This is a genomic window from Thioalkalivibrio paradoxus ARh 1, from assembly GCF_000227685.2.
Classification (GTDB): domain Bacteria; phylum Pseudomonadota; class Gammaproteobacteria; order Ectothiorhodospirales; family Ectothiorhodospiraceae; genus Thioalkalivibrio; species Thioalkalivibrio paradoxus.
Map to the genome: position 1 here is coordinate 1,113,912 of NZ_CP007029.1, position 16,640 is coordinate 1,130,551.

The 16,640-nt window shown below is 67.7% G+C and carries 15 protein-coding genes; 12 read left to right on the forward strand and 3 right to left on the reverse strand.

Annotation, left to right across the window (positions count from 1 at the left end; genetic code table 11):
• Positions 1-29 precede the first annotated feature (29 nt).
• Positions 30-1,625, forward strand: a complete 1,596-nt coding sequence (locus tag THITH_RS05115) for a Na/Pi cotransporter family protein (RefSeq protein WP_006748777.1) — start codon at positions 30-32, stop codon at positions 1,623-1,625.
• Between the two features lie 93 nt (positions 1,626-1,718).
• Here the strand turns inward: THITH_RS05115 and mgtE (THITH_RS05120) are convergent, their stop codons facing one another.
• Both mgtE (THITH_RS05120) and mgtE (THITH_RS05125) read right to left on the reverse strand, forming a co-directional pair.
• The gene (gene mgtE, locus THITH_RS05120; protein WP_006748776.1) at positions 1,719-3,080 is read right to left on the reverse strand and encodes a magnesium transporter; all 1,362 of its coding nucleotides are present in this window, start codon (positions 3,078-3,080) and stop codon (positions 1,719-1,721) included.
• Between the two features lie 12 nt (positions 3,081-3,092).
• Complete coding sequence (gene mgtE / locus THITH_RS05125) at positions 3,093-4,457, reverse strand: magnesium transporter (protein WP_006748775.1); 1,365 nt, start codon at positions 4,455-4,457, stop codon at positions 3,093-3,095.
• A 434-nt stretch (positions 4,458-4,891) separates the two neighbouring features.
• Between mgtE (THITH_RS05125) and THITH_RS05130 the strand changes: the two genes are divergently transcribed.
• From THITH_RS05130 to THITH_RS05140, 3 genes are all read left to right on the forward strand, one after another.
• Complete coding sequence (locus THITH_RS05130; protein WP_006748774.1) at positions 4,892-5,614, forward strand: ABC transporter ATP-binding protein; 723 nt, start codon at positions 4,892-4,894, stop codon at positions 5,612-5,614.
• A 103-nt stretch (positions 5,615-5,717) separates the two neighbouring features.
• Positions 5,718-8,171, forward strand: coding sequence for an ABC transporter permease (locus THITH_RS05135; RefSeq protein ID WP_051418744.1), 2,454 nt, complete (start codon positions 5,718-5,720; stop codon positions 8,169-8,171).
• A gap of 95 nt (positions 8,172-8,266) precedes the next feature.
• A complete protein-coding gene (locus THITH_RS05140) occupies positions 8,267-9,433 on the forward strand; it encodes a lipocalin-like domain-containing protein (RefSeq protein WP_025367296.1) in 1,167 nt (388 codons plus the stop codon).
• A gap of 259 nt (positions 9,434-9,692) precedes the next feature.
• On the opposite strand, the gene THITH_RS05145 is transcribed toward THITH_RS05140, so the two are convergent.
• Positions 9,693-9,887 carry a PA3496 family putative envelope integrity protein gene (locus THITH_RS05145; RefSeq protein WP_006748771.1) on the reverse strand — a complete coding sequence of 65 codons (195 nt, stop codon included), beginning with the start codon at positions 9,885-9,887 and terminating at the stop codon, positions 9,693-9,695.
• A gap of 266 nt (positions 9,888-10,153) precedes the next feature.
• Between THITH_RS05145 and msrP the strand changes: the two genes are divergently transcribed.
• The 8 genes from msrP to THITH_RS05185 all read left to right on the forward strand — a co-directional run bounded on the left by msrP (position 10,154) and on the right by THITH_RS05185 (position 16,326).
• Complete coding sequence (gene msrP / locus THITH_RS05150) at positions 10,154-11,089, forward strand: protein-methionine-sulfoxide reductase catalytic subunit MsrP (RefSeq protein ID WP_006748770.1); 936 nt, start codon at positions 10,154-10,156, stop codon at positions 11,087-11,089.
• Entirely contained in the window at positions 11,089-11,748 is a 660-nt protein-coding gene (locus THITH_RS05155; RefSeq protein ID WP_006748769.1) for a protein-methionine-sulfoxide reductase heme-binding subunit MsrQ, read from the forward strand. Before msrP ends, THITH_RS05155 begins: the two co-directional genes overlap by 1 nt.
• A 383-nt stretch (positions 11,749-12,131) precedes the next feature.
• Positions 12,132-12,452, forward strand: coding sequence for a putative signal transducing protein (locus THITH_RS05160; protein WP_006748768.1), 321 nt, complete (start codon positions 12,132-12,134; stop codon positions 12,450-12,452).
• A 165-nt stretch (positions 12,453-12,617) separates the two neighbouring features.
• Complete coding sequence (locus THITH_RS05165; RefSeq protein WP_006748767.1) at positions 12,618-13,172, forward strand: NUDIX domain-containing protein; 555 nt, start codon at positions 12,618-12,620, stop codon at positions 13,170-13,172.
• 136 nt (positions 13,173-13,308) lie between these two features.
• Positions 13,309-13,656: a hypothetical protein gene (locus THITH_RS05170; RefSeq protein ID WP_006748766.1), complete on the forward strand. Its 348-nt coding sequence runs from the start codon at positions 13,309-13,311 to the stop codon at positions 13,654-13,656.
• Positions 13,657-13,925: 269 nt separating this feature from the next.
• On the forward strand, positions 13,926-14,204 hold the full coding sequence (locus THITH_RS05175; RefSeq protein WP_006748765.1) for a type II toxin-antitoxin system TacA family antitoxin: 279 nt from the start codon (positions 13,926-13,928) through the stop codon (positions 14,202-14,204).
• Entirely contained in the window at positions 14,201-14,719 is a 519-nt protein-coding gene (locus tag THITH_RS05180; protein ID WP_006748764.1) for a GNAT family N-acetyltransferase, read from the forward strand. Before THITH_RS05175 ends, THITH_RS05180 begins: the two co-directional genes overlap by 4 nt.
• Positions 14,720-15,009: 290 nt before the next feature.
• Positions 15,010-16,326, forward strand: a complete 1,317-nt coding sequence (locus THITH_RS05185) for a nitrate regulatory protein (RefSeq protein ID WP_006748763.1) — start codon at positions 15,010-15,012, stop codon at positions 16,324-16,326.
• Positions 16,327-16,640: the final 314 nt, after the last annotated feature.

The window sequence follows — 16,640 nt, forward strand, 5'->3', positions numbered from 1 at the left end:
CGTGGCGCGAACCGCCCCGGAGGCCCGTGATGGAAACGATCAATCTGGTGGCAGGTGTCCTGCTGATCCTGTTCGGGCTGCGCTTCCTGCGCAAGGGCTTCGCGCGGGTGATGGGCGGCGACCTGATCGACTGGCTGCAGGATTTCACCCGCACCCGCCCGCGCGCGTGGATCGGCGGCGTCGCGGGCGGCGTGGTGATGCCCTCGTCGACGGCCGCGGCACTGTTGTCGGTGCAGATGACCCGGCGCGGGAACGTCGCCTGGGAGAACGTGCTGGCGGTATTGCTCGGGGCGCAACTGGGCACGACGGCGTTGATCCAGGTGCTGTCCTTCGATCTCCAGGCGTTCGCCGGCGCGTTCATCGCGGCCGGTGCGGCGCTGTTCCTGTACGTCGAGGCGCCGCGGCCGCGCGGCATCGGTCAGGCATTGCTGGCGTTCGGTTTCATGCTGCTGGGGATGGGCCTGCTCGGAGACGCCGCGCGCGCGCTCGGCAACGATCCCGCGGTGATCAACCTGTTCGCCGCGCTGGGGCAGCTCCCGGTGTTGTTTCTGATCGGCGCCGCGCTGCTGACGCTGCTGATGCAGAGCGCGACGGCGTCGATCGCGCTTGCTCTCGCCTTGGTCGCGAGCGGCCAGGTGAACCTGACGATGCTGCTCCTGTGGGTGCTGGGCGCAAACATCGGGCTGGTGCTGACCGTGTTGCTCGCCGGCTGGGGCGACCCGCAGGGACGGCGGCTCGGTTTGGCCAACCTGCTGGTCAAGGGGCCTCTCGTGATCGCTCTGGCGGCGCTGCTGCTGAGTCTCCCGCTGGCATCGCTGGAGATGCTGCCCGGCACGCTCCCGCAGCAGGCGGCCTGGGGCCATACCTTGTTCAATCTCGTCGCCTGCGGCGCGATCCTGTTTGCTGCCGTGCTCGGACGCTGGATGCGCATCCTGGTACCCGAACCGGCGGCCGCCGAGCCTTCCGGGGCGACGAGTCTCGATCCGCTTCTGTTGCAGAATCCAACGCTGGCGCTCAACGCCGTGCTGCGCGAAACGCTGCAGGTATTCGACCACCTGCATCTGATGCGCGAAAAGACGATGCTCGCGCTGTCCGACGGTGCGCTTCCAGCCGAGTTGAAGGCCGAGATGGAGCGCAGGCGGCGGCACATCCTCGATGCCTGCGACGAGCTGGTCGAATTCCTCGACTGGATTCCCGACGACGCGCTCGATGACGAGGACGAGATCCTGAAGGAGACGCTGGACGACTTCATGCGCGAACTGCCGATCATCGTGCGCACGTTGGGGCCGGACCTCTACGGCGAGGCCGAGCGCCTGCTGCGCGATTACCCCGACAAGGTCGCTTCTGCGCGTCCGCTGCTGGTCGAGGCCGCGGCCCGGCTGTCGCAGCAGATGAACACCGTGGCGCGGATGCTGATGCGCGAACGCCCCGAATTCGGGCGCAAGATCCTCGAGCGCAAGCACGAGAACAGCCGCTGGCTGATCCAGGCCAAGCGCAACCACAGCGGTCTGCCGTATCCCGCCTGGGAGATCCTCGACGACTTCCAGCAGCTCAACCGCCGCCTGAGCGGCGTCGCGTATGTCTACTGCCGCAACGAGCCGGAGGTCGAGGCCTTGCAGGGGTAGGGTCGCGAAGTGGCGCCGGGGTGGTTGGATGCGTTGCGTGAGGCTTCGCGCCCCGGTCTGGTCTTCCCCCCGATCGGGGGAAAGAGCTGGCCGTCAGTTGAGCTGCAGGATTGCGGTGGCGACGCCGAAATAGATGATGATACCGAGCACGTCCACGACGGAAGTGATCAGGGGTGCGCTCGCCGTGGCTGGATCGAGTCTTAGACGCGTGAGCACGAAGGGCAGCGTCATGCCGAACAGGGAGCCGAATACCACGACCAGGAACATCGCGATCGCGACCGCGTTCGCGACCTCGAGGTTGCCGAGCCAGTTGCCCCCGAGCCATATCGAGGCCGCCATCGCGAGGCCAAGTCCGGTGGCGACCGACACCTCTTTCGCGCCGAGCCGGAGCCAGTCCCGGGTCTGGACATCGCCCGTTGCCAGCGCGCGCACGATCAGCGTCGACGCCTGGGCGCCGGCGTTGCCGCCGGTGGCGATGACCATCGGCAGAAAGAAGACCAATGCCACCACCGCCTCGATCGATGCCTCGAAGAATGCGATTGCGGTTCCGGACAGGATGTTGACGAGTACCAGGATCAGCAGCCAGCCGACCCGTTTCCGATACAGTAGACGCATGCTCGCATCGCGGAGCGAGAGGGTCAGGTCCCCGACCGCCGCCATGCGGTGGAAATCCTCGGTCGTTTCCTCCCGGATCACGTCGAGTACGTCGTCGACGGTGATGATGCCGAGGATCACGCCGCGTTCGTCGACGACCGGGAGCACGTCCAGGTCGTAGTGGCTGATGCGCCGCGCCGCCTCTTCCTGGTCCTCGTGCGCCTCGACGCTCACGATGTCGGTGTGGATGCGCGAGCCCACGGTCAGGCTTGGCCGGCTGAGCAGCAACTCCTTCAGCCGTACCCAGCCGAGCAGCTGACCCTCGGGCGAGACCGCGAAGATGGTGTTCACCGTTTCCGCGATCTCGCTGTGTTCGCGCAGATGATCGAGCGCCTCGGCGACGGTCCACTCGGGGCGTACGGTCGCGAACTCGGGCGTCATGATCCGCCCGGCGCTCTCTTCCGGGTAGGCGAGCAGCGACGTCAGGACCTGCTGGTCGTCATCCGGCAGGGCCTCGAGGATGGCTTCGACGTGGTCGTCTTCGAGTTCTTCGAGTACCGCGGCCGCGTCGTCGTAGGACAGCTCGCCGATCAGCCGCGTCGCCTCGGCGGGGTCGAGCTGCTCGAGAAGAACGGTCTGGTGTTCGGTGGGGAGGTGCGCATAGATCTCGGCGGTGCGCTCGTGGTTCAGGCGCTCGAACAGCGCGTGCCAGTGCTGGCGCGGCAGCTCGCCGAGCGCTTGCGCGATATCCTGAGCGGGATGCGCGTCGATCAACTCGGAGAGCTGGTCGATCTCCCCATGTTCCAGCGCGGTGCGCAGGTGATCGGCGAGCGTCGGGCCTTCTTCGATAATGGCATTCATGGTGGCACCCGATCAGGTCCCGGCGATGGTGATGTTGAAGATCGCAACGGCCAGCGCGAAGTAGATCATGATGCCGGAGATATCCGCGAGAGCCGTCACCAGCGGCACGCTGGCCGTTGCGGGATCCATTTTCAGCCGGCTCAGAATGATCGGGAGAAGCATCCCGATGATGCTGGCGGCAGCCACGATCAGCATCATCGCGATCGCGACCAGCAGCGCCAGTTCGAAGCCTCCGCGCCAGAACCCGAGCGCCGCCACGGCGATCCCCATCGTGACACCGAGCGATACCGATACGCCGATCTCCTTGCCCCAGAGCTTCAGCCAGTCCCGTGCGGTGACGTCTCCGGTCGCGATCGCGCGCACCATCAAGGTGGAACTCTGCGCGCCCGCGTTGCCGCCGGAGTCGATGATCAGCGGCAGGAAGAATACCAGCACCACCAGCGCCTCGATCGCCTCCTCGTAGCGCGAGATCACATAGCCGCCGATCGTGTTGAAGGCCACCAGCACGAGCAGCCAACCCACGCGTTTTCGAATCAGCAGGCCCGCACTGGCATTCTGCACGCTCAGGCTCAGGCTGCCCACCGAGCCCATCTTGTGGAAATCCTCGGTGGACTCGGCTTCCAGCAAGTCCACCACGTCGTCGACCGTCACCACGCCGAGGAGCACGCCGTCGTCGCCGACCACCGGCAGGGTTTCGAGGTCGTAGTGCTGGATCCGGCGGGCCGCCTCGATCGGGTCGTCGAGTACCGACACCGTCACCGGCGGATTCGGCGGCAGCACGGTTGCGACGGGGTCGTCCGGGCGCCCGCGCAGAAAATGCCGGATCGGCACCGCCGCGAGAAGCCGGCGGTCGTCGTCGACGACGAAGATCACGTTGTTGGAATGCTCGTCGGCATTGCGGCGGATGAAGGCCAGCGCGCGCTTCATGCTCCATTCCGGTTCCACGGCCACCACATCCGAGGACATCACGCGGCCGACCGAGTTTTCGGGGTAGTCCAGCTGCTTCAGCGCGCGGCGGATTGCGCGAAAGGGCAGCAGTCGCAGGTAGTCGCGCAGTTGTTCGTTGTCCAGACCTTGCAGCAGTGCGGTCAGGTCGTCGGTATCCATCTCCGACAGCAGGAAGCGGGCGTCGGCGCGCGGGGTCTGGCCGAGCAGGCGGGTCTGGTATTCGGGGTCCAGGTAGCCGAACACGTCCGCCTTGCGCCCGGGTGGCAAGCGGTTGAACACGACCGCGAGGTCGTCGCCGCCGAGCTCCATCAATACCCAGGCGATGTCCTGCACGCGCATGAAGTCCAGCGTCTCGCGCAGGCCGTCGCGATCGTCCAGGCGGAGCAGTTCCCGTATCTCGACGACGAACTGTTCAAGATTGTGCTCCATACCGCTCCTCCGGGTCGGCCCAGCGCTGGACCGGATGTGGGTGCGCTGCGGGCAGCGCGGGTTCGGTGTGGGCGCGGGCGCGGTTCGGTGTTCCCTCCCTTGCTCTGCGGCAGCGCCTGGGGCGCCTGCCGCAGAGCAAGAAAGGGATGACGAACTTCAGTTTTGGCCCGGCCGTTGGTTCCGTAAGCCCTGCGGAAGGCGACCGAACCGGGAGGGGCTGGGTCTGCTAACGCAAGGCGTGGCTAGATCGACTGCGTCGGTTGCGTTTCAAGGCAGATACCCATGCTGGGGAAGACGGCGGAATTGTACCGGAGGACCCGCCTTCGTGGAACCGGATCGGGCCGAAGGCGGGTGGTTTGCCGTATCGTTCTCCGGCATGGTCCGAACCAACCCGGCTGCGTCGTGGTCGGTTCAGGCAGATGCACGGGGGGAACATGGCGAACGAACCCGATTCAGTCCTCGAATGCCGGTCTCTGGGGTTCTCCTATTCCGGGGGCGGCGGCAGCGTGCCGGTGCTGGATGCGCTCGATCTGCGGCTCGCGCGCGGCGAACGGGTCGCGATCGTCGGCGAAAGCGGCAGCGGCAAGTCGACCCTGCTGCATCTTGCCGCGGGTCTGGAACGGCCGACCTCGGGGGCAGTGCGGCTGAACGGCATCGACCTGGGCAGCCTCGACGAGCGCGAGCGCACGCTGCGCCGGCGCCGCGAGCTGGGGATCGTGTTCCAGGCGTTTCACCTGATTCCCACCCTGACCGCGGCCGAGAACGTCGCGTTGCCGCTGGAGCTGTCGGGGCTGGCGCGCGGGCGCGAGGCGCGTGCGCGGGCGGAATCGGAACTCGCGAACGTGGCACTCACCGACAAGACGGACCGTTATCCCGAGCAGCTCTCCGGCGGCGAGCAGCAGCGGGTCGCGATTGCCCGGGCGCTGGTGCACCGCCCGCGCCTGATCCTGGCGGACGAGCCCACGGGAAACCTGGACTCGAACACCGGCGAGGCGGTGTTCCGCCTGCTGCTCGCGCGGGTGGAGGCCTCCGGAAGCGCGCTGCTGATGGTGACCCACAGCGACGCCCTTGCCGCGCGGTTGGACCGCAGGGTCCGGATGGTCGACGGGCATCTGCTGGACCACCCGTTCCGGGCTGCGGTCGGTACTGAACGATGACTGGCTGCCCGTCCGTCACCCGACGCCGGGAATCCGCGTGAACGGCAACGCGCTGCTGCTGAAAGCCTGGCTGCGCGACTGGCGCCGGCATCCGCTGCAGCGGATGCTGACCATCCTCGGTGTGGTGATTGCGGTGGCGGTGGTGCTTGCGGTCGACCTGGCCAACCAGTCCGCGCAGCGCGCCTTCGACCGCTCGATGCTCGAGGTCGCCGGGGCTGCGACGCACCAGATCCTGGGGCCAGCCGAAGGGTTCGACGAACGGCATTACCGGGATCTGCGTCTTGCCGGATGGCGTGACCTCGCCCCGGTCGTCGAGGGGGCGCTACGGCTCGAGTCCGGCGAGACGGTGTACCTGCTCGGCGTCGACCCGCTGGCCGAGGATCCGTTTCGCGAGGCCGCCTCCGGCTTCGGTTCGATCCCGGTGCAGCGTCTGATGACCGAGCCGGGCACAGTGCTGGTGCCGCCCGAATGGCTGCAGCGCCAGGGCATCGACGGCGAATCGACGCTGCGCGCGCGCGGCGCGGCGGGCCTGCACAGGCTGACGGCGCTGCCCGCCCCCGCGGGCGCGGCACAGGGCCAGATCTGGGTTGCCGACATCGCGACCGCTCAGATGCTGCTGGACCGGGCCGGGCGGCTCGACCGGATCGACGTGCGTCTCGACCGCGGCGGTCGCGCAGAAGACCTCAAGGCGCAACTGCCGCCGGGGCTGGAGTTGATCGCCGTGGGCGCGCGCGACGCCGCCGCCCGCGAGCTGGCGCAGGCGTTTCGAATCAACCTGACCGCGATGAGCCTGCTCGCGCTATTGATCGCGGTGTTCCTCGTCTACAACACGCAGACCTTTTCCGTGCTGCGCCGGCTCCAGGTGCTGGGTTCGCTGCACCTGGTCGGCGTCGGGCGTGGGCAGGTGGTGGGCGTGGTGCTGTTCGAGGCCTTCCTGGTTGGGCTGATCGGCACCGTGCTCGGGACCCTGTTCGGGATCTGGCTCGCACAGGGGCTGGTGGGGCAGGTGGCGCGCACGGTGTCGGATCACTTTTTCACAGTCGCGGTGACCGCCGTCGAGCCGCGCCCGCTGGCGCTGGCGGCTGTGCTGGCACTGGGGCTGGGACTTACGGTGCTGGCGGCATTGGCGCCGGCGCTGGAGGCGGCCGGCAGCCGCGGGATGGGCGCGTCCGGGCGGGCGGCGGTGGAACGCCGCGCCCGCAACCTGACCGGCTACCTGTTCGCGACCGGATTGCTGGGACTGCTGGCCGGCGCGTGGATTGCGGCGCTGGGTCTCGGGGGGCTCGTCGGCGGTTTCGTCGCGCTGTTCCTGATGATCACCGGTTTCCTGCTATTGCTGCCGCGGCTGCTCGCGTTGGCGCTGCGCTGGCTCGGCGGCCCGGTCGCGGACCGCTTCGACAGCCCGCTGCCGCGGCTCGCCGGGCGCAGCCTCGAGCGCAGCCTGTCGCGCAGCGGCCCGGCGGTGGTCGCGCTGACGCTGGCATTGGCGGCGGCGATCGGCGTCAGCGTGCTGGTCGGGAGTTTCCGCGTCAGCGTCGCCGACTGGCTAGGACAGACGCTGACCTCCGATGTCTACTTGGTCTCGGCCGGGCCGGCTGCGGCGCGCAGCTCCTCCCGGCTGCCCGGCGACTGGGCGGACACTGTGCGTCAGTGGCCGGAGGTCGCGTCGGTCAGTACCGCGACCACGCTGGAGACGCCTTCCGGGCTTGGCGTGATCGACCTGTTCCTGCTGTCCCCGCATGCCGACTGGCTTGACCACCTGCCGCTGGTCTCAGGCGCTGCCCCGGACCTGGACGCGCGCCTGCGCGAGAGCGACGCGGTGCTGATCACCGAGGGTTTCGCTGCACACCACGCGCTGGATCTCGGCGACCGGATCGAGATCGCAACCCCGCAGGGCCGGCGCAGCTTCGACGTGGCCGGGATCTACCGCGACTACAGCAACCCCAGCGGGACCGTATTGATGCGCGCCGAACGCTACGACCCCGGGTCTGCCCGCGAGTTTGCCTCGATGGGGCTGCGTGCCGCCGAGGGTGTGACCGTTGAGGCTCTGGAGGCCAGGCTGGACGCCTGGGCGCGGGAGCAGGACCGGCCGGCGCTGGTGACCCTCCCCGAGACGATCGAGGCCGAATCCTTGGCGATCTTCGACCGAACGTTCGCGATCACCCACCTGCTGCGGCTGATCACGCTGTTCGTCGCGTTCGTCGCGATCCTCAGCGCGCTGGTCGCGCTGCAGATGGAGCGGGCCCGCGAGTATGCGGTGCTGCGCAGCACCGGCCTGCTTCCGGCCGGCGTGGGGCAGCTGGTGTTCCTGCAGGGCGGGCTGCTGGGCCTGTACGCGGCGCTTGCAGCGATTCCGCTGGGGCTCAGTATGGGCTGGGTCCTGATCGAGGTGATCAACCGCGAGGCCTTCGGCTGGCGCATGGACGTGCTGCTGCCGGGGATGCCCCTGGTCGAGAACGTCGCGCTCGGTATCGGCGCGGCGTTGTTGGCGTCGATCTACCCGGCCTGGCGGCTCGCCCGTATGCCGCTGGTGCCGGCGTTGCGGGTGCAGGCATGAGCGCGAACGGGATTATGCCCACGGTCGGTCGTCCCGCTCCGGTGGGGCGCCCGCGGCGAAGTGTGGCCGGGATCGTTCGGACACTGGCCGTGACGCTGGCCGTGATTCTGGGCGCGGTGTTGCTGGCCGCCTGCGGTTCCGCGCCGCCCCCGGACGCGGACGGAGAGGCCACCGTCACCCGGGTCAGCGAGGCCCTCGGCGGGACCGATACCGGTGGCTATAACCGTGCCGATACGCCGCGCGAGTTCGCCTTCCCGCGCGATCACGGTCCGCACGAGGGGTTTCGCAACGAATGGTGGTACCTCACCGGCAACCTCGACGATGCCGAGGGTGGACGGTACGGCTTCCACATCACCTTTTTCCGGGTCGCGCTGGCGCCCGCCTTCTCGGGGGATCCGGCCGCGCTGCAGTCGCAGTGGGCGGCGCGCCATGTCTGGATGGGGCATACGGCGGTGACCGACGTCCGGCGGGGTCGGCACGTGTCGGACGAGCGCTTTGCCCGCGAGGCGGTGGGGCTGGCTGGTGCCACCGACCCTGCGGGCTCGGTCTGGCTGGAGGACTGGCGCCTCTCGGGGCTGGATGCGGAGCGGTGGCAGATCGATTTCGACTCCGGCCCGTACCTTCTGGCACTGGAGCTGACCCCGCTGCGCGACCCGGTGCTGCAGGGGGACGCCGGATTGAGCCAGAAGGGCCGCGAGCAGGGCAACGCCTCGTACTATTACTCGGTGCCGCGCATTGCGGTGCAGGGCGTCGTCGAGGACGAGCGCGGGCCGCGGGAAGTGACCGGGCAGGCCTGGCTCGACCGCGAGTGGAGCACCAGTGCGCTGGACGAAAACCAGGTCGGCTGGGACTGGTTCGCGCTGCAGCTCGACGACGGCACCGACATCATGTACTACCAGTTGCGCCAGCACGACGGCACGCCGGATCCCCTGTCCAAGGGCCGCTGGATGCCCGCGGACGGCGAGGACCGCCTGCTGCGTCCCGACGCGGTGCGGCTGACGCCCACCCGGTTCGCCCGCGTCGCGACCGGGAACCGCTACCCGGTCGCCTGGCGGCTGGCGATTCCGGCGGAAGATGTGGAGCTGGCGGAAGATGTGGAGCTGGTCGTGGAAGCGGTGCTGGACGACCAGGAGATGCAGTCGTTCATACGGTACTGGGAAGGCGCGGTCGATGTTCGCACACCGGACGGCCGCAAGATCGGACGCGGCTTCGTCGAGCTGACCGGCTATGACGAGGAGCGTTCGCTCACCGCTGGCCGATGATCGCGAGCGGAATTCGAGCGTACCGGCCTACAAGGGGTGCGTACAAGGGCGGCCAGGCAGCGGTGGAGCTGGACACGACCGGCGGCTGTCTTCGCGCGTCAGGGTGCCGGGGTCGCTGTTCAGCGCCGGGAACCCACGACCGCGATCGGTGCCTGGGGCCGCGATCAACCGACGAGCGCCCGGCGGCGGGGCGTGGGCCGAAGACGCCGGACGCCATCATCGGCCATGCGGCGCCGGGTGGGCCGGCGCCGCGCGGGGGTCACCAGTCCAGGTCGTCCAGCGCAACGCCCTCGTCGAGGTCGTCGCGCAGGCGGCTGCGCAGCGCCCGCTGTTCGAGCAGGCGTTCCAGCGAACGCCGTGCCGCCAGCGGATTCGCCTGGGCGCGCTGCATCGCACCGATGTCCATCGTGTCGTCGTCGTAGTCCAGGCTCAGGTCGTCGCTCAGGGTCATCATTCGATTCTCTCGTAAGGTTGGCTTCACCTCCTTTATAAGGATTCACTGATAAAGATCAACCAGAAAAAACTTATCCCGGATCAACCTGGTTTATTGTCCATTTGGCCTGTGTGGGCATGCGGCCTGCGCGGGCGAACTCCGGTATCCGGGCCCATGTCACAGCTATGCCGGTCACAGCTATGCCGGAACACTGGTCCAAACCAGCAGGGGCCGTCTCTCTGGTTCTGTACCGCTTACCATCGGTCGTGCACGCGAGGAACCCGCCCATGCTGATCCGCACCCGTCGTCGATCCGAGCCGCAACCCAGCGAGATCACGCCCCGCGAGGTCTATCGTCGCAGACGCGATTTCCTCCGGGGCGGACTGGCCCTTGGCGCAGGGCTGCTGCTGCCCGCGGCAGGCCAGGGGAATCCGGCGCTCGAGTACACCTCCGGAGCGTTCTCGACCGACGAGAACCTGACGCCGTACGAGGACATCACGACCTACAACAACTTCTTCGAACTGGGCACGGGCAAGTCGGACCCGGCGCGCAATGCGCATCGTCTCAAGACCGAGCCCTGGACGGTCGCGGTCGACGGCGCCTGTGCCAACCCCGGGCAGTATGCGCTCGAGGACTTCTTGCGCCCCTGGGCGCTCGAGGAGCGGATCTATCGCTTGCGCTGCGTCGAAGGCTGGTCGATGGTGATCCCCTGGGTCGGTTTCGAACTCAACCGGGTGCTGAAGAAGGCCGAGCCCGATGGCTCGGCGCGCTACGTTGCGTTCGAAACCGTGTTGGATCCCGACAACCTGCCCGGGCAGCGGCGCCCGGTATTGGAGTGGCCGTATACCGAGGGGTTGCGGCTGGACGAGGCCATGCATCCGCTGACCCTGCTCGCGGTGGGCCTGTATGGCGAGGAACTGCCGAACCAGAACGGCGCGCCGCTGCGGCTGGTGGTGCCGTGGAAATACGGCTTCAAGAGCATCAAGTCGATCGTTCGCATCCACTTCACCGAGGACGAGCCGCCGACCGCCTGGAATCGGGCGCAGCCGAACGAGTACGGGTTCTACAGCAACGTGAATCCCGACGTCCCGCACCCGCGCTGGTCGCAGCGCACCGAGCGCCGGATCGGTGAATTGCGCCGGCGCCGGACGGAGATGTTCAACGGCTATGGCGACGAGGTTGCCCATCTCTACGAAGGGATGGACCTGAAACGGTACTTCTGATGCACGGCCGGGCGCGGTCCGGGCGGCGATCTGCCGCGCTGCCACCGTTGGCATGGTGGCTGGTGCTGTCGGTCGGGGTGCTGCCCGCTGCCTGGCTGGCCGCCCGGGTCGCCGGGGCTTTTGGCGGTCTGGGCGTCAATCCGATCGAACGGCTCCTCGCGGATACGGGCACCGTGGCGATGATCGCGCTGCTGGTGGCGCTGTCGGTGACGCCGTTGCGGCGGCTGACCGGGTGGGCTGCGATCGGCCGGCTGCGGCGTATGCTGGGGCTGCTGGCCTTCGCGTACGCCAGCACGCACTTCGTGGTCTGGTTCGGGGTCGACCTGTTCTTCGACCTGGTGCTGATCCTGGACGACCTGACCACGCGCCCGTATGCGATGGCGGGCTTCGGTGCCTGGCTGATTCTGCTGCTGCTTGCGCTGACCTCGACCCGGCGCGCGGTGGCGCTGCTGGGCCGCCACTGGGTGCGCCTGCACCGGGCGGTGTACCTGGCCGGGGTACTTGCGGTCGTGCACGTCGTCTGGCTGACCCGGGCCGATTACCGGGACGCGATGCTGTACGCGCTGGTTCTGGGGCTTCTGCTCGGGCTTCGAGTCGTCTGGACGCTGAAGCAGCGCCGCAGAGCCCGCGGGGAGCCCGCGCGAAATGGGGTTCGCTGAACGCCGAGCCTATACTCACGGGCATGCGTCCTTTCGCCGGAGCCATCGTTGCCCAGCTTCATTCTGCAGCATTTGCCATCTGCGCCTTTGCGCCCCAACGCCAGCGGGCCGCGATCGGGACCGGAGACGAACGGGCCGATTCCCGTGCTGGTGTTCGGCGGATCCCCTGCCACAGTCCACGACGCCGCAGCCAGCGGCCGGACACATCGGAGGCGGTCGAGGCGGCACCGGGTTATGCGATTCGAAAGGCGCTTGAGTGTTTGCAAAGTGCGGGCCATGCCCGTTGAGGAGCGAAAGGTGAACCAACCCCGTATTCGTCGCGAGAGCCGTGGCCGGCGCGTGTTGCCAGCAGGCGATTGCGCCGGCCGGAGCCGGGTGCCGTCATGAAGACCGTCTACACGGCTGCGGACCCGATCATGGCCGGTTTCATCGAAGGCGTGCTGCAGAATGCCGGCATCCAGGCCCATGTATTGCAGGCGGGGCTCTACGGAGCGGCGGGCGAGATCCCCCCGAACGAGTGCTGGGCCCGGGTCGTGGTCGTGCACGAGAATCAGGCCGAGCAGGCGCGCAAGGTGATTCTGGAATACCTGGAAACCGAGGCCGATCCGGATGCATGCGACTGGAGCTGCCCGCGCTGCAAGGAGAAAATCGAGGCTCAGTTCACCCAATGCTGGAACTGCGGCTACGAGCGCGGGCCGCAGTGAGGGGCTCGACGGGCCTGGTCGTTTCCGGGAACGGAACGGGATTCGTGCGCGTCATCCTCCCGTGCATTTGAGACGACGAAGCGGCTGAAACAGCGCGGAATTTCCGGATCGGATCGATCGATGCAGCGGCGTGGAGCGCCGTCCGCCGCCAGCGAGGGAAACGGCATGTTCGACCCCAACCACGACCCATTGCACGAAGCGACGATCGGCTCCGAACTGCTGTTCGAGGGCAAGGCCGTCGCGCTGTATCGCGACCGCGTGCGCCTGCCCGACGGCAGCGAGGGGGTGCGCGAGTACATTCGCCACCCAGGCGCAGTGCTGATCGTCGCCCAACTCCCCGACACCCGCCTGCTGTTCGTTCGCCAGTACCGCTATGCACTGAGACGCGCGGTTCTCGAACTGCCCGCCGGCCGCATCGATCCGGGGGAACAGCCGGAGGCCTGCGCCCGTCGCGAGCTGCTGGAGGAGACCGGGTATCGCGCGGGGGTCTGGCAACCGCTCGGGTCGATGCACACCTGCGTCGGCTACTCCGACGAGCGGATCGACGTGTATCTGGCGCGCGACCTGATCGAGGTCGGCGCCGAGCCCGACGACGGCGAGTTTCTGGAGATTCTCAGCCTGACTCCGGACGCCGCCGAACAGGCGGCCCGGGACGGGCGCATCACCGATGCCAAGACGCTTTCCGCGCTGTTCCTGGCGCTGCCGCAACTGCGCGGCTGACTCGCGGGTCCGGCGCGTTTCCGGACAACCCCGGCACGCTCCGGCGATCGGGCGACGCCTGTCATGCAAGATTCATCAAGCCGTCACGAGCGGCCGTCACACTCCGGGCGGGAGACCATTGTTCGGATCGCAGGTGATGGATATCCGCAGCTTCTGGTTTGATCTGGTGGAACGGGTACTGGCGCGGCAGCGGATGCACCGGGACCGAATCCGGGTGATCCGCGGGGTGCTGAAGGAACTCCGGGTTCGGGAACGGGTGCTCCTGGATCTGCAACGCACCGTGACGGACGACGAGCAGCGCGAAGACCTTGCCGGCAAACTGATCGTGTTGCGCATGCAGCGAACGAAGGGTGTGCGTGAGTTGCGCGCATTGCGGGCCGAACGCCTGGCTGCAGCGCGACGCAAGGCGGTGCGGGTGCATGCATCCGGGGCACCGACGACACGTATTGGACCGGCGTCGACGGGAGATGACCCGCAGCGTTGAACTCTGCTCGGATCGGTCAGCACGGGCATCAAGGGTTGTCGGGTTGATTGGCGAAGATGGCCGCCGCCCGGCGGACCGGCCAGCCACCGAGAGGATCGAAGTCGCGCAACGCGTGCTGCAGCCACTGGAATCGTGTCTCGACCGGATTCCGCGCCAATCCCGACCATGAGAGCGCACTCCTTGCTGAGGGTCGAGACGAGAAACGCTTTGTCAGGACGCCATCCGGACAACTACAATGGAAGGCATCCAAAGTCCGGATGGGGCAGCGCATGAGTACCCGGAATCTCTCCAAGACCGAACGCATCGACGTGCGCGCCAGCGCGCCCGTCAAGCTACTGCTGCAGGAAGCAGCGCGCGTCAGCCACAAGAATGTCAGCGAGTTCCTGCTCGACGCGGGCGTGACGGCTGCCGCGCAGACCCTGGCGGATCGTCGCCAGTTCGTGCTGAGTGATGCGCAGTGGCAGGCGTTCCAAGAGGCACTCGATCGTCCGGTGCAAAGCAAGCCGCGCCTATCGAGGCTGCTACGTGAGCCTGGGATGCTGGGTTGACCGGCGAGGCCATCGCGTCGTCCTACACACCCGTTCGCAAGCTTGCTGCCACGGATCACGTCGATGCATTCGACTGCGGCCAGTCAGCGCTGAACCAGTTCTTGCAGCGCTATGCACTCGTCAACCAGAAGGCCAACAGCGCGCAGACCTACGTCTGCTGCCAAGGTGACCTGGTGGTCGGCTTCTACAGCCTCGCGGTTGGAAGCGTCGATCCGGAAGCCGCGCCGTCGAGGGTGATGAAGGGGTTGGCGCGACACCCGGTGCCGGTCATGATCCTGGCCCGGCTCGCGGTGGACAGGGAACATCAGCGCCTGGGTCTGGGCCAGGCATTGCTCAAGGATGCGCTGCTGCGCACGACGCAGGCTGCCGACATCGCCGGCATTCGCTGCCTGCTGGTGCATGCCAAGGACGAAGCGGCGCGGCGCTGGTACGAGTCATGGGAATTCGAGCCCAGCCCGACCGATCCGTATCACCTGTTCCTGATGCTCAAGGACCTCAAGGGCATGTTGGGCTGAGACGGCACACGCCGATGGCGCTGGCGGCGAAGCCGTCTGCAGTGGGCTCCGGTGTCGAGACAGAGAACGCCGCCACTACCGGAGATCGTTCAGGGCGTGGCGGGTGGTACACCCACCGGCATCCGTCTTCCGCGGTACACCCCTTCCAAGGAGACCGTTGCCGTCGCGCAGCACTGTGTCCTGCGAGTCGCTGGCGATGGCTTGTTCGGTATGAATCGTGCATGGCCGGGTGGGGGCAAGGCTTCGATCGGGCACGGCACGATCCGTGCGGCTGGGGAGGAATACGCGGAATGGACACGGCGGAACGGAGCGTGCTGGATCTCTTGGTTGCCGCACGGCGCTGCGAGGTGGCGGCGCTGGAGCAACTCGCGCAGGCGGTGCATCTGGTGGCGGTGGTGCGTTCGCTGGCGCACGGCCTGCAGCGCGAGCGTGGGGCGTCGAACCTGTACCTGGGGTCGTCGGGCCGACGTTACGGCGAGCGGTTGCACCAATACCGCCAGGATGCGGAACACGCGCAGGCCGAGTTTCTCGAACATCTGGCCGCCTGGCTGAGCCCGGGATCCCGCGGCTTGCAGTGTAGCCGTCTGCTCGGCGGCATCGCGCTGGCGGTGGACGGGCTTTCCCGGCTTCCCGAGTTGCGTGCTGCGATCCTGCGGCAGGATGTCGACGCGCCCGAGGTGATCGAGCGGTTCACCGAACTGCTCGGCCACCTGCTGGGGGTGGTGTTCGAGGCGGCCGACACGGCCGTGGATCCGGAGGTGTCCCGAGCACTGGTTGCGTTGTTCAACCTGATGCAGGGGAAAGAACTTTCGGGCCAGGAGCGCGCGATCGGCGTGGCAGGGTTCAGCCGCGGCTGGGGCGACGAGACGCTGCGCCAATCGCTGGTGCACCGCATCGATGCCCAGGAGCGCTGCTTCCGGATCTTCACCGAGTTCTGCGACGAGGATTCGCTGCGCCTCTGGCAGGAATGCCAGACCGTGCCCCATACGGCCGAACTGGAACGGCTGCGCCGGATCGCTTGTACCGGCCCCCGCGATGGACTGCTCGAAGGATCGCTGGACCTCGCCGAACTCTGGTTCGCCCAGGCGACCCATCGCATCGACGCGTTGTGGGGGGTAGAGGAGCAACTGGAGGCCCATTTGCGCGGCCTCTGCGAGCGCCGGCTTTCGGAAGTGCGCGCGGTTCTGGCGGATGCGACCGCGTTGATGGGCGGTGGGGAAGCCGATTCCCGCGGGCGGGAACAGCCGTCGGCGGTGATCCTCGGCAGGCCGCTGCCGGTCGTAGGCGAGGCGGGTGCGGCACGGTTGATCGAGCTGGAACGCCAGCGGCTGGAGGGCAACGGTGGCCTGCTGCAGACCTCGTTGATGGACCTGGTGCATGTCCAGTCACGGCAGTTGCACGCGATCGCGGACGAGCTGACGGCAGCGCGCGAGGCGCTGGCCGAGCGCAAGCTGATCGAGCGGGCGAAGTCTCTGCTGATGAAGCACCGCAACCTGTCCGAGGAGCAGGCCTACCATCTGCTGCGCCAGACGGCGATGAACCAGAACCGGCGGCTTGCCGAGGTCGCGGAAGCCACGGTGGCGATGGCGGATATGCTCGCATCCTGAGCGAACGAACCGCGGGGCGTGGTGGCACCAATGGCCAAAGCCCAAAGCCCAAAGCCCAAAGCCCAAAGCCCATTCGACCCGCACACTGGTTCTGCGCACCACCCGCAGGCAACGGATCCGCAGCAAGGCACTGATCTGGTGCGATGGCTCCGGTGATACGGGCACTCCCGACGGCCGAATCCCGAGGTCGAAGCGCAGCGCGGGCCGCAGGCGTTGCCGGAGCCAGATTCTAGATGGTTTTCGATATCAACGATTTCCGCGTGGTTCTGCAAGTCTGAACCAGTGTTGCCAGAAGGCCGGTGCGGTCGTTGGCA

Excerpts from the sequence above, each read along its gene's own strand:
- THITH_RS05115 (WP_006748777.1), top strand. The coding sequence starts at position 30 with ATGGAAACGATCAATCTGGTGGCAGGTGTCCTGCTGATCCTGTTCGGG.
- mgtE (WP_006748776.1), bottom strand. The coding sequence starts at position 3,080 with ATGAATGCCATTATCGAAGAAGGCCCGACGCTCGCCGATCACCTGCGC.
- mgtE (WP_006748775.1), bottom strand. The coding sequence starts at position 4,457 with ATGGAGCACAATCTTGAACAGTTCGTCGTCGAGATACGGGAACTGCTC.
- THITH_RS05130 (WP_006748774.1), top strand. The coding sequence starts at position 4,892 with ATGGCGAACGAACCCGATTCAGTCCTCGAATGCCGGTCTCTGGGGTTC.
- THITH_RS05135 (WP_051418744.1), top strand. The coding sequence starts at position 5,718 with ATGCTGACCATCCTCGGTGTGGTGATTGCGGTGGCGGTGGTGCTTGCG.
- THITH_RS05145 (WP_006748771.1), bottom strand. The coding sequence starts at position 9,887 with ATGATGACCCTGAGCGACGACCTGAGCCTGGACTACGACGACGACACG.
- msrP (WP_006748770.1), top strand. The coding sequence starts at position 10,154 with ATGCTGATCCGCACCCGTCGTCGATCCGAGCCGCAACCCAGCGAGATC.
- THITH_RS05155 (WP_006748769.1), top strand. The coding sequence starts at position 11,089 with ATGCACGGCCGGGCGCGGTCCGGGCGGCGATCTGCCGCGCTGCCACCG.
- THITH_RS05160 (WP_006748768.1), top strand. The coding sequence starts at position 12,132 with ATGAAGACCGTCTACACGGCTGCGGACCCGATCATGGCCGGTTTCATC.
- THITH_RS05165 (WP_006748767.1), top strand. The coding sequence starts at position 12,618 with ATGTTCGACCCCAACCACGACCCATTGCACGAAGCGACGATCGGCTCC.
- THITH_RS05170 (WP_006748766.1), top strand. The coding sequence starts at position 13,309 with ATGGATATCCGCAGCTTCTGGTTTGATCTGGTGGAACGGGTACTGGCG.
- THITH_RS05175 (WP_006748765.1), top strand. The coding sequence starts at position 13,926 with ATGAGTACCCGGAATCTCTCCAAGACCGAACGCATCGACGTGCGCGCC.
- THITH_RS05185 (WP_006748763.1), top strand. The coding sequence starts at position 15,010 with ATGGACACGGCGGAACGGAGCGTGCTGGATCTCTTGGTTGCCGCACGG.